The sequence below is a fragment of the Kitasatospora sp. NPDC056327 genome (assembly GCF_042261735.1).
Taxonomy (GTDB): domain Bacteria; phylum Actinomycetota; class Actinomycetes; order Streptomycetales; family Streptomycetaceae; genus Kitasatospora.
Genome location: NZ_JBHJRC010000212.1, coordinates 1 through 14,395, shown reverse-complemented (window position 1 = coordinate 14,395; position 14,395 = coordinate 1). Strand labels below are relative to the sequence as shown.

12 protein-coding genes are annotated in these 14,395 nt (G+C 74.0%); 9 read left to right on the top strand and 3 right to left on the bottom strand.

Going from position 1 to position 14,395, the window contains the following annotated elements; all coding sequences use genetic code 11:
* Positions 1-41: 41 nt before the first annotated feature.
* The gene (locus tag ACFCX4_RS25955; RefSeq protein ID WP_376146895.1) at positions 42-707 is read right to left on the bottom strand and encodes an NAD(P)H-binding protein; all 666 of its coding nucleotides are present in this window, start codon (positions 705-707) and stop codon (positions 42-44) included.
* A 90-nt stretch (positions 708-797) separates the two neighbouring features.
* Between ACFCX4_RS25955 and dxr the strand changes: the two genes are divergently transcribed.
* The 5 genes from dxr (at position 798) to ACFCX4_RS25930 (ending at position 6,325) form a co-directional block, all read left to right on the top strand.
* A complete protein-coding gene (gene dxr / locus ACFCX4_RS25950; protein ID WP_376146892.1) occupies positions 798-2,027 on the top strand; it encodes a 1-deoxy-D-xylulose-5-phosphate reductoisomerase in 1,230 nt (409 codons plus the stop codon).
* A gap of 80 nt (positions 2,028-2,107) precedes the next feature.
* Positions 2,108-3,412, top strand: coding sequence for an RIP metalloprotease (locus ACFCX4_RS25945; protein WP_376146888.1), 1,305 nt, complete (start codon positions 2,108-2,110; stop codon positions 3,410-3,412).
* Positions 3,413-3,557: 145 nt separating this feature from the next.
* Complete coding sequence (gene ispG, locus ACFCX4_RS25940) at positions 3,558-4,718, top strand: flavodoxin-dependent (E)-4-hydroxy-3-methylbut-2-enyl-diphosphate synthase (protein WP_376146884.1); 1,161 nt, start codon at positions 3,558-3,560, stop codon at positions 4,716-4,718.
* 154 nt (positions 4,719-4,872) lie between these two features.
* On the top strand, positions 4,873-5,748 hold the full coding sequence (locus ACFCX4_RS25935) for a GNAT family N-acetyltransferase (protein WP_376146898.1): 876 nt from the start codon (positions 4,873-4,875) through the stop codon (positions 5,746-5,748).
* Between the two features lie 16 nt (positions 5,749-5,764).
* On the top strand, positions 5,765-6,325 hold the full coding sequence (locus tag ACFCX4_RS25930; RefSeq protein ID WP_376146881.1) for a GNAT family N-acetyltransferase: 561 nt from the start codon (positions 5,765-5,767) through the stop codon (positions 6,323-6,325).
* Here the strand turns inward: ACFCX4_RS25930 and ACFCX4_RS25925 are convergent.
* Positions 6,298-7,296 (bottom strand): aminoglycoside phosphotransferase family protein, encoded by a 999-nt coding sequence (locus ACFCX4_RS25925; RefSeq protein ID WP_376146878.1) that lies wholly within the window; start codon positions 7,294-7,296, stop codon positions 6,298-6,300. The genes ACFCX4_RS25930 and ACFCX4_RS25925 overlap by 28 nt on opposite strands.
* A gap of 427 nt (positions 7,297-7,723) precedes the next feature.
* Positions 7,724-8,698, bottom strand: coding sequence for a ferritin-like domain-containing protein (locus ACFCX4_RS25920; RefSeq protein WP_376146875.1), 975 nt, complete (start codon positions 8,696-8,698; stop codon positions 7,724-7,726).
* 294 nt (positions 8,699-8,992) lie between these two features.
* Between ACFCX4_RS25920 and rimP the strand changes: the two genes are divergently transcribed.
* The 4 genes from rimP to infB all read left to right on the top strand — a co-directional run bounded on the left by rimP (position 8,993) and on the right by infB (position 14,309).
* On the top strand, positions 8,993-9,514 hold the full coding sequence (rimP, locus tag ACFCX4_RS25915) for a ribosome maturation factor RimP (protein WP_376146872.1): 522 nt from the start codon (positions 8,993-8,995) through the stop codon (positions 9,512-9,514).
* A gap of 57 nt (positions 9,515-9,571) precedes the next feature.
* Complete coding sequence (gene nusA, locus ACFCX4_RS25910) at positions 9,572-10,573, top strand: transcription termination factor NusA (protein ID WP_376146869.1); 1,002 nt, start codon at positions 9,572-9,574, stop codon at positions 10,571-10,573.
* Positions 10,574-10,699: 126 nt separating this feature from the next.
* Positions 10,700-10,945 carry a YlxR family protein gene (locus ACFCX4_RS25905; RefSeq protein WP_376146866.1) on the top strand — a complete coding sequence of 82 codons (246 nt, stop codon included), beginning with the start codon at positions 10,700-10,702 and terminating at the stop codon, positions 10,943-10,945.
* A gap of 211 nt (positions 10,946-11,156) precedes the next feature.
* Complete coding sequence (infB, locus tag ACFCX4_RS25900; RefSeq protein WP_376146863.1) at positions 11,157-14,309, top strand: translation initiation factor IF-2; 3,153 nt, start codon at positions 11,157-11,159, stop codon at positions 14,307-14,309.
* Positions 14,310-14,395: the final 86 nt, after the last annotated feature.

The following is a 14,395-nucleotide window of genomic DNA, read 5'->3' as shown; positions in this document are numbered from 1 at the left end:
GCCGCCGGTCTCCGGCGGCCGGGCCCTTCGCGCGGGTGGGGTCAGGCGTGGCCCGCCGCGGCGGCGACGGCCTCGGCGACGGTGGCGTTGCCGCCGACCAGCTCCAGGGTCCGTCCGGCGGTGCCGGGCTCGTGCAGCAGTCCGGCGAGCACGGCGGCGACGTCCTGGCGGTCGACCGAGCCGCGCGGGACGCTCGGTGCGAGCCGGACCAGGCCGGTGCCCGGGCCGTCGGTGAGCCGGCCGGGGCGCAGCACCGTCCAGTCCAGCGCGGTGCGGGCCCGGACGGCGTCCTCGGCGGCACCCTTGGCCCGCAGATAGGTCTCGAAGACCTCGTCGGCGGGGTGGCGGGCCTGCGCGTCGGCGCCCATCGAGGAGACGAGGACGTACCGGCGGACGCCGGCCAGGGCGGCGGCGTCGGCGAGCAGGACGGCGGCGTCCCGGTCGACGGTGAGCTTGCGGGCGGCGCCGCTGCCCGGTCCGGCGCCGGCCGCGAACACCACCGCGTCGGCGCCTTCGAGCAGCCGGGCGAGTTCGGCCGGGGTGGCGGACTCCAGGTCGAGCAGCAGGGGTTCGGCGCCGGCGGCGACGAGGTCCTCGGCCTGCCCGGGGCGGCGGACGATTCCGGCGGGCCGGTCGCCGCGGTCGGCGAGCAGCCGTTCCAGCCGCAGGGCGATCTGTCCGTGGCCCCCGGCGATGACGATGCGCATGGTTCCGACGGTAGCCCGGGAGCACGTCCGGCGTCCTGGGGAACGGTCCCGTGGTGCCGGGCGGGGAGCCGGGCAGGACACAATGGGCGCATGACTTCGCTCGCCCACCCGCAGCTGCGGTTCACCCCCGAGGTGAACGACCCCTCCGCCCCCCGGGAGCTGGTGATCCTCGGCTCCACCGGTTCGATCGGCACCCAGGCCATCGACGTGGTCCTGCGCAACCCCGACCGGTTCCGGGTGGTGGCCCTGTCGGCGGCCGGCGGCCGGGTGGAGCTGCTCGCCGAGCAGGCGCTGCGGCTGGGCGTGCACACGGTGGCGGTGGCCGATCCGGCGGCCGGGCCGGCGCTGCGCGAGGCGCTGGCGGCGAAGGCGGCGGGCCGTCCGCTGCCGGCCGTGCTGGCCGGTCCGGACGCGGCGACCGAGCTCGCGGCCGTGGAGTGCCACTCGGTGCTGAACGGCATCACCGGCTCGATCGGCCTGCGGCCGACGCTGGCGGCGCTGCGGGCCGGCCGGGTGCTGGTGCTGGCCAACAAGGAGTCGCTGATCGTCGGCGGGCCGCTGGTGAAGGCGGTGGCCCGGCCGGGCCAGATCGTGCCGGTGGACTCCGAGCACGCCGCGCTGTTCCAGGCGCTGGCGGGCGGCACCCGGGCCGAGGTCCGCAAGCTGGTGGTGACCGCGAGCGGCGGTCCGTTCCGCAACCGCACCCGTGCCGGGCTGGCCGGTGTCACCCCGGCGGAGGCGCTGGCCCACCCGACCTGGGCGATGGGTCCGGTCGTCACGATCAACTCGGCCACCCTGGTGAACAAGGGCCTTGAGGTGATCGAGGCGCACCTGCTGTACGACGTGCCGTTCGAGCGGATCGAGGTGGTGGTCCATCCGCAGTCGGTCGTCCACTCGATGGTGGAGTTCACGGACGGTTCGACGCTGGCCCAGGCGAGCCCGCCGGACATGCGGATGCCGATCGCGCTGGGCCTGGGCTGGCCGGACCGGGTGCCCGACGCGGCCCCGGGCTGCGACTGGACCAGGGCGGCGACCTGGGAGTTCTTCCCGCTGGACGACGACGCCTTCCCGGCGGTTGAGCTGGCCCGCGAGGTCGGCACGCTGGGCGGCACCGCCCCGGCGGTCTTCAACGCGGCCAACGAGGAGTGCGTGGCGGCCTTCCTGGACGGCAGGCTCGCCTTCACCGGGATCGTGGACACTGTGGCGAAGGTCGTGGCCGAACACGGCGCGCCGTCGGCGGGAACTCCGCTGACGGTCGAGGACGTCCTGCACGCGGAGGACTGGGCCCGCGCCCGGGCCCGCGAGCTGGCCGCGGGCTGACTCCCGTCCGGGCGGTGCTGCCGTCCGGACGACCGGTACGACGACAGGGACGGGCTGAGCGGCATGACGGAGGAGCAGCGGTGGCAACGGTGATGACGGTGATCGGCATCCTGGTCTTCGTACTGGGACTGCTCTTCTCGATCGCCTGGCACGAGCTCGGCCACCTCTCCACGGCCAAGCTGTTCGGCATCCGGGTGCCGCAGTACATGGTCGGCTTCGGCCCGACGATCTGGTCGCGGCGCAGGGGCGAGACCGAGTACGGCCTCAAGGCCGTCCCGCTGGGCGGGTACATCCGGATGATCGGCATGTTCCCGCCCGGCGCGGACGGGCGGATCACCCAGCGTTCCACCTCGCCCTGGCGGACCATGATCGAGGACGCCCGCGAGGCCTCCTACGAGGAGGTCAAGGAGGGCGACGCGACCCGGCTCTTCTACACGCGCAAGCCGTGGAAGCGCGTGATCGTCATGTTCGCCGGGCCGTTCATGAACCTGATCCTGTCCTTCGGGCTCTTCCTGACGGTGATGATGGGCTTCGGCGTCCCGATGTCGGTGCCGACCATCGGCACCGTCTCGGAGTGCGTGGTCAAGGCCGGGCGGCCCACCGACACCTGCCCGGCGGACGCGCCGGTGGCACCCGCCTACGCGGCCGGCCTGAAGCCCGGCGACAAGGTGGTCTCCTTCGACGGCGACCGGATCACCAGTTACGAACAGCTCCAGGACGACATCCGGAAGTCCGCCGACCGGCGGGTCGACCTGGTGGTCGAGCGGGACGGCCAGCGGCTCACCCTCACCCCGACCATCGCCGTCAACGACGTGCAGAAGTACGACGCCGACGGCGTCCCGGTCAAGGGCGAGACGGTGCGGGCCGGCTTCCTCGGTTTCACCCCGACCAGCGGCGTGGTCCGGCTCGGTCTCGGGCAGTCCTTCGACCGGATGTACGACATGGCGGAGAACGGCGTGCGGTCGCTCGCCGCGCTGCCCGGCAAGATCCCCGGCCTGTGGCACTCCGTGGTGGACGGCGCCCCGCGCGAGGTCGACTCGCCGATCGGCATGGTCGGGGCGGCCCGGGTCAGCGGTGAGGTGTTCGCGCTGGACATCCCCGGCAGCCAGCGGGTCGCCTACTTCGTCAACCTGCTCGCCGGGATCAACCTGTCGCTGTTCCTCTTCAACATGCTGCCGCTGCTGCCGCTGGACGGCGGTCACATCGCGGGCGCCGTCTGGGAGTCGGTGCGCCGCCGGTTCGCACGACTGTTCCGCCGGCCCGACCCCGGTCCGTTCGACGTGGCCCGGCTGATGCCGCTCGCCTACGTCGTGGCCAGCGTGTTCATCGGCTTCACCCTGCTGGTGCTGGTGGCCGACCTGGTGAACCCCGTGAAGATCACCTAGCACGACGGACCGGCGGGTGCGCGGACGCCCGTTCCAGTGCCGTACCGTTGGAGCCCGGGCGCGCGATCGTCGGCGCACCCGGGCTCCGTCGTCCTCGACGACCGGACCGACCGACCACACCTCAACCCCGGGGAACCCTGCGCACATGACCGCGATCTCGCTCGGTATTCCGTCCCTGCCGCTCAAGCCGCTCGCCAAGCGCCGGGTCTCCCGTCAGATCATGGTCGGCAACGTGCCGGTCGGCGGCGACGCCCCCGTCTCGGTGCAGTCCATGACCACCACGGTGACGTCGGACATCAACGCCACCCTGCAGCAGATCGCGGAGCTCACCGCCTCCGGCTGCCAGATCGTGCGGGTCGCCGTCCCCTCCCAGGACGACGCGGACGCCCTGCCGATCATCGCGCGGAAGTCGCAGATCCCGGTGATCGCCGACATCCACTTCCAGCCGAAGTACGTCTTCGCCGCGATCGACGCCGGCTGCGCCGCGGTCCGCGTCAACCCGGGCAACATCAAGGCCTTCGACGACAAGGTCGGCGAGATCGCCAAGGCCGCCGGGGACGCCGGCGTGCCGATCCGGATCGGCGTCAACGCCGGCTCGCTCGACAAGCGCCTGCTGGAGAAGTACGGCCGGGCCACCCCCGAGGCGCTGGTCGAGTCCGCGCTCTGGGAGTGCTCGCTGTTCGAGGAGCACGGCTTCCGCGACATCAAGATCTCGGTCAAGCACAACGACCCGGTCGTGATGATCAACGCCTACCGCCAGCTCGCCGCCGCCTGCGACTACCCGCTGCACCTCGGCGTCACCGAGGCCGGTCCCGCCTTCCAGGGCACCATCAAGTCCGCGGTCGCCTTCGGCGCGCTGCTCGCCGAGGGCATCGGCGACACCATCCGGGTCTCGCTCTCCGCCCCGCCGGCCGAGGAGATCAAGGTCGGCAACCAGATCCTGGAGTCGCTCGGCCTGCGCCAGCGCGGCCTGGAGATCGTCTCCTGCCCGTCCTGCGGCCGCGCCCAGGTCGACGTCTACAAGCTCGCCGAGGAGGTCACGGCGGGCCTGGAGGGCATGAACGTGCCGCTGCGCGTCGCCGTCATGGGCTGCGTCGTCAACGGCCCCGGCGAGGCCCGGGAGGCCGACCTCGGAGTCGCCTCCGGCAACGGCAAGGGCCAGATCTTCGTCAAGGGCGAGGTCATCAAGACCGTCCCCGAGTCCAGGATCGTGGAGACCCTGATCGAGGAGGCGTTCAAGATCGCCGAGCAGATGGAGGCCGACGGCGCCGAGTCCGGCGCGCCGACCGTCACCGCCGGCGAGTGATCCACCCCCTTCCGGGTGGGTCGTCGCAGTTCTTCCGGAAGCGGGGCCGTCCGTGCGCGGACGGCCCCGCGGCCGTGTCCGGGTGGGGCCAGGGAGTAGGGTGCGGCCAGAGTCGTCTCAGTAAGGTGCTGTCTCGATGCTCGATCGAGGTGTGATGCTCCCCAGCTCGTTCCAGGCCGCCCGCGCCCTGGCGACCACCCGCGTGCTGGAGCCGCCGGACCTCGCCGACGCCCTCGCCGTCCTCCACCGCGACCCGGTCGCCAACGCCTTCGTCGCCACCCGGGTGGAGGCCGTCGGCCTCGACCCCTGGCGCCTCGGCGGCGAGATGTGGGGCTGGTACGACGAGCACGGCGAACTCGACGCGCTCTGCTACGCCGGGGCCAACCTGGTGCTGGTCGACGCCGGCCCGCAGGCCGTCCAGGCGTTCGCCGAACGCGCCCGGCGGCAGGGGCGGCGCTGCTCCTCCGTCGTCGGGCCCGCCGGGCCCACCGCGGCGCTGTGGGCGCTGCTGGAGCGCAGCTGGGGGCCGGCCAGGGAGGTGCGGGCGCACCAGCCGCTGCTGGCCACGAGCACGCCGTCCGCCGAGATCGCGGCGGACCCGCTGGTGCGGAGGGTGCGGCGCAACGAGATCGACACCCTGATGCCGGCCTGCGTGGCGATGTTCACCGAGGAGGTCGGGGTCTCGCCGCTGGCGGGCGACGGCGGGCTGCTCTACCAGGCCCGGGTCGCCGAGCTGATCTCCGCCGGACGCTCCTTCGCCCGCTTCGGGGAGGACGGGCAGGTCGTCTTCAAGGCCGAGATCGGGGCCGTCACCGAGGGGGCCTGCCAGATCCAGGGGGTCTGGGTCGATCCCGCGCACCGGGGGCAGGGGCTCTCCGAGACCGGGATGGCGGCGGTGCTGGACATCGCGCTGCGGGAGGTGGCGCCGGTGGTGTCGCTGTACGTCAACGACTACAACCTGCGGGCGCGGGCGGCCTACCGGCGGGTGGGGTTCCGGGAGGTCGGGGCGTTCATGAGCGTGCTGTTCTGAGGGCGGGGGTTGGGACGTGGACCGGCTGACCGGTGTGACCATCGAGGCCATCGACCTCGCGGCGTGGGCCCCGCAGGCGCTCGACGTCCAGGCGGTGGCGTTCGGGTTGACGCCCGAGGAGGTCATGGTCCGGCTGCACATCGTCGGACGGCACGCGCAGCAGCCCGGGGTGATCGCGTTGGGCGCGGTCAGCGGCGGGCGGCTGGTCGGCTTCGGGTACGGCATGCCCAACCGCCGTGAGCACTGGTGGAGCACGGTGATCGAGCCGTACCTGGTCGCCCGGGGGAACGGCGGCTGGCTGGACGGGGTGTTCGCCGTGACGGAGCTGCACGTGCTGCCGGAGTTCCAGGGGCGGGGCGTCGGCTCGGCGCTCATCCGCACGCTCACCGGGCGGTCGGGGGCGGACCGCAGCATCCTCTCCGCGATCGACGCGGAGACGCCGGCCCGGCGGCTCTACCGGTCGCTCGGGTACCAGGACCTCGCGCGGGCCGTGCACTTCCCGAACACCGAGCGGCGGTACGCGGTGATGGGGGCGGACCTGCCGCTGGTTCAGAGGGCTCCGGCGAACTCCAGGTAGAGCTCGGCCCCGGTGCGGCGGCCGGCGGTGAGGGCGGCCCGGGCGAGGCCGACGGCGCGGACCAGGGTCCAGCCGCGGAGACGGTCGCGGTCCACGTCCAGGGCCTCGGCCAGCTGGTGCAGGCGCCGGCGGGCGGCGGACGGCAGACCGGGGGAGCCGACCAGGGTGTCGGCGCGGTCCAGGGCGAGGCGGGCCAGGTCGTAGGCGCGTTCGCCGGCCAGGGGGCGGGGGGAGATCGCCAGCCAGGGGGCGCGGTCGGCGGCGAGGACGTTGCCGTGGTGGAAGTCGCCGTGCAGGAGGAAGTGTTCGGTGGCGGAGGCGGCGAGGGCGGTGGCGGTCTCGTGGGCCTCGGCGAGGAGGGGGGCGGCTTCGGGGAGGGTGGATTCTAGGGTGGGGGTGGGGTGTCCGGGGGTGAAGGTGCGTTCGGTGGTGGGTTCGTGGCCGGTGGGGGTCTCGCCGCCGGCGGAGGGGCCGGTGGCGGAAGGGGATCGGGGGAGGCCGGGGAAGGTGCTGTCGAGGGGGAGCGGGAGCCAGAGCCGGTGGAGCAGGCTGGTGGCTTCCAGCATGGCCTTGGGCTCGGCGAGGGAGCGGAGCGGGATCTCTCCGTGGAGGCGTTCCAGGAGGAGGACGGCCGAGGTGGGGGTGGGGGTGGCGCTGTCGAGGAGGAGCGCGGCGCCGCGGCCGGCCCAGGCGGTGAGGGCGTCGGGCTCGTGGGCGGTTCCGGGGGTGCGGAGGGCGACCTTGAGGACGGCCGGGGCGAGGTCGTCGTTCCGGTGGACGTAGGCGACCAGGCTGAGGGCTCCGCCGGGGTCCAGCACGCGGTCCAGGGTGAGGCCGAGACGGGTGAGCTGTCCGGCGGCGAGGTTCGGGAGGGCGGCCAGCCACGCGGGGGCCAGGTCGGGGTGGGTGGCGGTGACGCTCCGGGTGAGCCGGTCGGGGACGGTGATCCGTCCTGGTGCTGCTGCCGGCATGTTGGCCTTCCGATGGCGGTTCCCCCGTGGTGGTACGGGTCCATTGTCGGGGAAGGGGGGCCGGGGGCGGGGGTGCGGCGCGGGGTTTGTGCGTGTTCGGGGGGCTCCCGGGAGGGTGGGTGCGGGGTTTGTGTGTGCTCGGGGGGCTCCCGGGAGGGTGGGTGCGGGGGCGCCTCCGGGGGTGGCCGCTCCGGGGGCTGGATGATTTTCCGACTGCCGACCCTGTGGGGTGGGGGTTCTCGCCGTGGGCAGTCCGAAAATCACCCGCAACGCCCCTCTCCGCGGCCACCCCCTCCGCCGCCCCCTCCCGCAGCGCGTCCCTCTCGCCTGGTGGGGTGGTGGTGGGGTGGGGTGGTGGGTGGGGTGGTCGCGGGTGGGGATCGGGGCGCGCGGGCTTTGCCCTGCGCGCCCGTTTAGGTGGGGGGTGTCAGGGTGTGCTGGGGGTGCTGGGGGTGGGGGTGCTGGGGGTGGTCTGGTCGGGGAGGCCGGGGAAGGGGGTGGGGGCGGCGCCCCAGCGGGTGGCGCGGAGGGCGCACTCGCGGAGGGCGTCGGCGGCGAGGGTGCGGCGGGTGGTGGGGGCGGTGGCGACCAGGTCGGCGTAGACCGTGGTGAGGCGGGTTTCCAGGTGGGCGGCGAGGCGGGTGGCGGCGGCCGCGTCGGTGACCGGGAAGGGGAGCTGGTAGCCGGCGGCGGCGGGAGCGGGGGTGGCTCCGGTGCCGGTGAGGAGGCGTTGCCAGGCGTCGCGGCGGGCCTGGTGGGCGGCCAGGGCGGTGCGGGCGTCGGTGCGCTGGGCGTCGGGGAGGCGGGCGCCGACCACGCCGTAGCCGTAGACGGCCGCGTGTTCGGCGCTCAGGGCGTCCTGGAAGGCGGTGGCCGGGTCGCCGGTGGCGGAGGGGGACGGGGCCGGGGCGGGGGCCGGGGCGTCGTCGCCGAGGGCGACGGCGTGCAGGACGCCGGAGGCGGAGACCGAAGCCAGCAGGCGGGCCAGTCGGGGCGAGGCGGCGCCGAGGTCGGCGAGGCGGGACTGGGCGGTCTGGCGTTCGAGGGTGGCCAGGGCGGCGGGGGTGGTCACCGCGGAGGTGGTGGTGGGGAGGGGGCCGGTGGCGGGCGTGGGGGTGGGGGTGGTGGGGAGGCCGGCGGCGAGGGCGGCGCGGTGCTGGGCGACCTCGGCGCGCAGGGACTGGAGCTGGGGGGACTGCGGGAGGAGGGCGTCGTAGCCGGCGAGGAGGGTGTCGGTGGCGGCGACGGCGCGCAGCCGGACCGGCTCGTCGGGGTCGGGGCGGTGGTCGCCGGCCGGGGTGCCGGGGGCGGCGTCGTGCTGGTCGGTGCAGGCGGTGAGGGCTCCGCCTGCGGCGATGAGCAGCCCGAGGGCCAGGAAGGTCCGTCGGCTGGGCGGCTGCATGGGTGTCACTCCGGGGCGTGTGCGGGAGGACGGCCTGCCCGCCTGCCCTCGTTGGCGTGAATGATTACAGAATCCTCACGTCCGTGGGCGCCGATTGCCTCGTCGGAGGGCGCGGGCGGGCAGTGTGAGCTTGCTCGCACCCCGTGCGCCGGGGTCCGGGCCGGAATCGGTGGTTGGGGGGTTCACCGGCTAGGCTTTGGGCCGAGCTGCCGCGACCCGGCCGCGCGCCGAACGGCGCCGGGGGCGCGGGGCGACCTTCCGACAACAGCAGACGCGGCCGAGGAGTCCACCCGGATGAGCACCACCCACACCGACCGGCTGCGCGCGTTGCTGGAGCCGCTGGCCGCAGAGGCGGGCCTGGACCTGGAGGACGTCAAGGTCACCCAGGCGGGCAGCCGCCGCCAGGTGCAGGTCGACGTGGACGCCGACGGCGGCGTGGACCTGGACACCATCGCGGAGTTCAGCCGGGTGGTCGGCGAGGCCCTGGACGAGTCGGACGTGATGGGTTCCGGCGCGTACGTGCTGGAGGTCGGTTCGCCGGGCGCCGAGCGTCCGCTGAGCGCGCCGCGGCACTGGGCCCGCGCCGAGGGGCGGCTGGCGAAGGTCCACCTGGTCGACGGCGGGGAGATCGTCGCACGGGTGCTGGAGGCCGACGAGGACGGCGCGCTGGTCGAGGTGCAGCCGGTGAAGGGCCGCGGCCGGCCCAAGGAGCGCCGTCTGGAGTACGGCGAGGTCGACCGGGCCCGGGTCCAGGTCGAGTTCAACCGCAAGGACGACGAGCTGCTGCTCGACGAGGGGGACGACGGTGCGGAGTGAGTACCTCCGCACCGACCGCACCATGACGAACGTGACGAAAGACGAGGAGGCGTAGCCGTGGACATCGACATGAGTGCCCTGCGCACGCTGGTCAGCGAGAAGAACATCCCCTTCGGCCTCGTGGTCGAGTCGATCGAGTCGGCCCTCCTCACCGCGTACCACCGCACCGAGGGCTCGCGCCGCCGGGCCCGGGTCGAGCTCGACCGCAAGAGCGGCCACGTGACGGTCTGGGCGACCGAGGACGCGTCGGAGCTGGAGGAGGGCGTCGAGCCGAAGGAGTTCGACGACACCCCGAGCGGCTTCGGCCGGATCGCCTCCAGCATCGGCATGCAGGTGATGATGCAGCGGCTGCGCGACGCGGCCGACGACCAGACCTTCGGCGAGTACGCCGGCAAGGAGGGCGACATCGTCACCGGTGTCGTCCAGCAGGGCAACGACCCGAAGAACGTGCTGGTCGACATCGGCAAGCTGGAGGCCATCCTGCCGCCGCAGGAGCAGGTCCCGGGCGAGGACTACCGGCACGGCACCCGGCTGAAGTGCTACGTCGTGGCCGTGCGCCGGGGCGTGCGCGGGGCGTCGGTGACGCTGTCGCGCACCCACCCCAGCCTGGTCAAGAAGCTGTTCGCGCTGGAGGTCCCGGAGATCGCGGACGGCAGCGTGGAGATCGCCGCGATCGCCCGTGAGGCCGGCCACCGGACCAAGATCGCGGTCTGGTCGCGCCGCCAGGGGCTGAACGCCAAGGGCGCCTGCATCGGTCCGATGGGTTCCCGGGTGCGCGCGGTGATGGGCGAGCTGCATGGCGAGAAGATCGACATCGTGGACTGGTCGGAGGACCCGCGCGAGATGGTCGCCGCCGCGCTGTCCCCCGCCCGGGTGACCAGTGTGGAGATCGTGGACCTCGCCCAGCGCTCCGCACGGGTGATCGTGCCGGACTACCAGCTGTCGCTGGCGATCGGCAAGGAGGGGCAGAACGCCCGTCTGGCGGCCCGTCTCACCGGGTGGCGGATCGACATCCGGCCGGACACCGAGGGTGCCGAGCAGGATTCGGCGGCCCAGTAACCGTTGTCGTCGGACCGTCCCGCCGGTCCCCGCGGGATCGGCGGGGCGGCGCCATGTCCCTCCGGAGGGGTAGACTTGCCTTCGTCTGGCCGGACGCATGTCCGAGCACGCCCGGAACGCACCTGCGTGGGCTGCCGCAAGCGCGCGGCCAAGCACCAGCTGTTGCGTGTCACGGCGGTCGAGGGCGTCTGCGTCCCTGATCCCCGTGGCGCACTGCCGGGCCGGGGAGCGCACCTGCACCCCGAACCGGCCTGCCTCGACCTCGCGGTCCGCCGACGGGCGTTCCCCCGGGCCTTCCGGCTCCAGGGCGCGCTCGACACCGGGCGGCTCCGGGAGTACATCGGGGAGCGGGTGAGCGACAGCTCCCCGTGACGGCCCGCCGCTCGCGCGGCGGCGCACCACCGCAACAAGCACGGCGCACGGGCAGCCGTACGTCGTGCCACCAGTCAGGTACCTCGCGATGTGGAAGTAGGTCGAGATTGCGATGAGCACTCGATGAGTACGCGATGAGTACGCGATGGGTACGCCCATGAAGTAGCGACAGTCCGGCGGACGAGACCCCCGGACTCAAGACAGGAGTGAAGTGGCTAAGGTCCGGGTTTACGAACTCGCCAAGGAGCTCGGCTTGGAGAGCAAGGCCGTCATGGCCAAGCTCACCGAGCTCGGTGAGTTCGTCCGTTCGGCGTCCTCGACGATCGAGGCGCCGGTCGTACGCAAGTTGACTGACGCGCTTGGTGTGGCCCCCACCGGTGGTGGTTCCGCTGCCAAGCCGGGCCCGCGCAAGCCCGCGGCGCCCCAGCCCCCGGCCGGTTCGGCCGCGGGCGCACCCAAGCCGGGTGCTCCGACCCCGGGGCCGCGCCCGAGCGCGACCCCTGGTCCCCGTCCCACCCCGGCCGCGGCGGCTCCGGCCGCCCCCGCGCCGGCCGCCCCCGCCGCGCCGCGTCCGGCCGGTGCGCCGACGCCGGGCCCGCGCCCCGCGCCGCGCCCCGCCGCGGCTCCGGCCGCTCCGGCGGCCGAGTTCTCCTCGCCGGCCCCCGTGTCCGGTGAGACCCAGGCCCCCCGTCCGGCCCAGGCCCAGCGCCCGTCCGGTCCCGCCGCCGGCGGTGCCCGTCCGGGTCCGCGTCCGGCCGGTCCGCGTCCGGGCAACAACCCGTTCACCTCGGGCAGTGCCACCGGCATGGCCCGTCCCGGTGACCGCCGTCCGGCCGCGCCGGGTGCGCGTCCGGGTGGTCAGGGCGGCCAGGGCGGCGACCGTCCCCGTCCGGGTGGCGACCGTCCGCGTCCGGGTGGCCAGGGTGCCCCCGGTGCCGGCACGCCCCGTCCCGGTGGCGACCGTCCGCGTCCGGGTGGCCAGGGTGCCCCCGGTGCCGGTGCCCCCCGTCCGGGTGGTGCCCCGCGCCCCGGTGGCGACCGTCCGCGTCCGGGCGGCCAGGGTGCCCCCGGCGCCCCGGGTGCCGGCGCTCCGCGCCCCGACGGCATGCCGCGTCCGGCCGGCCCGCGTCCGACCCCGTCGGGCATGCCGCGTCCGAACCCGGGCATGATGCCGCAGCGTCCGGCCGGCCCGGGCCCGCGTCCCGGCCCCGGCGGCCGTGGTCCGGGTGGCCCCGGTGGCGGCCGTCCGGGTGCTCCGGGTGGTGCCCGTCCCGGCTTCCAGGGCCGTCCGGCCGGTCCGGGCTCGCGTCCGGCCGGTGGCGGCTTCGGCGGCCCGCGTCCCGGTGGCGGTGCCCCGGGTGGCGGCGGCGGTGGCTTCGGTCCCCGTCCGGGCGGCTTCGGCGGCCGTCCCGGTGGCCCGGGTGCCCGTGGTGGCACGCAGGGTGCCTTCGGCCGTGGCCCCGGTGGCCGTCCGGCCCGTGGCCGCAAGTCGAAGCGGGCGAAGCGCCAGGAGTACGAGGCCATGCAGGCCCCGTCCGTCGGCGGTGTGATGCTGCCGCGCGGCAACGGCCAGACCGTTCGCCTGTCGAGCGGCGCCTCGCTGATGGACTTCGCGGAGAAGATCAACGCCAACCCGGCCGCGCTCGTCTCCGTCATGTTCAACCTCGGTGAGATGGTCACCGCGACGCAGTCGGTCTCCGACGCGACGCTGCAGCTGCTGGCCGACGAGATGGGCTTCCAGCTCGAAATCGTCAGCCGGGACGACGAGGACCGCGAGCTGCTGGAGTCGTTCGACATCGACTTCGGTGCCAACGAGGGCGACGAGGACCAGCTGGCCCCGCGCCCGCCGGTCGTCACCGTCATGGGTCACGTCGACCACGGTAAGACCCGACTGCTGGACGCGATCCGCAAGTCCAACGTGGTGGCCGGCGAGGCCGGTGGCATCACCCAGCACATCGGTGCGTACCAGGTGGTCACCGAGGTGAACGGCGAGCAGCGCCCGATCACCTTCCTCGACACCCCGGGTCACGAGGCGTTCTCCGCCATGCGTGCCCGTGGTGCCAAGTCCACCGACATCGCGATCCTGGTGGTCGCGGCCAACGACGGTGTCATGCCGCAGACGGTCGAGGCGCTCAACCACGCCAAGGCCGCGGGTGTGCCGATCGTGGTCGCCGTCAACAAGATCGACGTCGAGGGCGCCGACCCGACCAAGGTCCGCGGTCAGCTGACCGAGTTCGGTCTGGTGGCCGAGGAGTACGGCGGCGACACCATGTTCGTCGACATCTCCGCGCGCCAGGGCCTGCATATCGACCAGCTGCTGGAGGCCGTGGTCCTGACCGCGGACGCCTCGCTGGACCTGCGGGCCAACCCGGAGCAGGACGCGCAGGGCATCGCCATCGAGGCCCACCTCGACAAGGGCCGCGGCGCCATGGCGACCGTGCTCGTGCAGCGCGGTACCCTCCGCGTCGGCGACTCGATCGTGGTCGGCGACGCCTACGGCCGCGTCCGCGCGATGCTGGACGAGAACGGCAACAGCCTCGCCGAGGCCGGCCCGTCCCGTCCGGTGCTGCTGCTCGGTCTGACCTCGGTGCCCCGCGCCGGCGACAGCTTCATCGTCGTCGACGAGGACCGCACCGCCCGCCAGATCGCCGAGAAGCGCTCGGCCCGCGACCGCAACGCCGCCTTCGCGCAGCGCCGGGTCCGGGTGTCCCTGGAGGACCTGGACAAGGCCATCGCCGCCGGCTCCATCGAGCAGCTCAACCTCATCATCAAGGGTGACGTCTCCGGTTCGGTGGAGGCCCTTGAGGACGCCCTCGTCAAGCTGGACGTGGGCGAGGAGGTCGAGCTCCGGGTCCTGCACCGCGGTGTGGGTGCCATCACCGAGTCCGACGTGGACCTGGCGATGGGCTCGGACGCCATCATCATCGGCTTCAACGTGCGCGCGGAGGGCCGTGCGCGCGCCGCGGCCGACAAGGAAGGCGTGGACGTCCGGTACTACTCGGTCATCTACCAGGCGATCGAGGAGATCGAGAACGCCCTCAAGGGCATGCTCAAGCCGGAGTACGAGGAGGTGCGCCTCGGCGCCGCGGAGATCCGCGAGGTCTTCCGCTCCTCCAAGTTCGGCAACATCGCCGGTGTCCTGGTCCGCGACGGCATCATCCGCCGCAACGCCAAGGCCCGCCTGCTGCGCGACGGCAAGGTCGTGGCGGAGAGCCTCACCATCGAGGGTCTGCGCCGCTTCAAGGACGACGCGACCGAGGTCCGCGAGGGCTTCGAGGCCGGTGTGACCCTGGGCTCGTTCAACGACATCAAGGTCGAGGACATCATCGAGACCTACGAGATGCGCGAGAAGCCGCGCGCGTAAGCGGGTGGCTGCCGGGGCCCGGGGGCGGGGGGGTATTCACGGGCCCCGCCCCCGGCCCGCGGTGTTGGGGGGGGGGGGCGGGGGCC

Excerpts from the sequence above, each read along its gene's own strand:
- dxr (WP_376146892.1), top strand. The coding sequence starts at position 798 with ATGACTTCGCTCGCCCACCCGCAGCTGCGGTTCACCCCCGAGGTGAAC.
- ACFCX4_RS25920 (WP_376146875.1), bottom strand. The coding sequence starts at position 8,698 with ATGCAGCCGCCCAGCCGACGGACCTTCCTGGCCCTCGGGCTGCTCATC.
- rimP (WP_376146872.1), top strand. The coding sequence starts at position 8,993 with ATGAGCACCACCCACACCGACCGGCTGCGCGCGTTGCTGGAGCCGCTG.
- ACFCX4_RS25955 (WP_376146895.1), bottom strand. The coding sequence starts at position 707 with ATGCGCATCGTCATCGCCGGGGGCCACGGACAGATCGCCCTGCGGCTG.
- ACFCX4_RS25935 (WP_376146898.1), top strand. The coding sequence starts at position 4,873 with ATGCTCCCCAGCTCGTTCCAGGCCGCCCGCGCCCTGGCGACCACCCGC.
- ispG (WP_376146884.1), top strand. The coding sequence starts at position 3,558 with ATGACCGCGATCTCGCTCGGTATTCCGTCCCTGCCGCTCAAGCCGCTC.
- ACFCX4_RS25925 (WP_376146878.1), bottom strand. The coding sequence starts at position 7,296 with ATGCCGGCAGCAGCACCAGGACGGATCACCGTCCCCGACCGGCTCACC.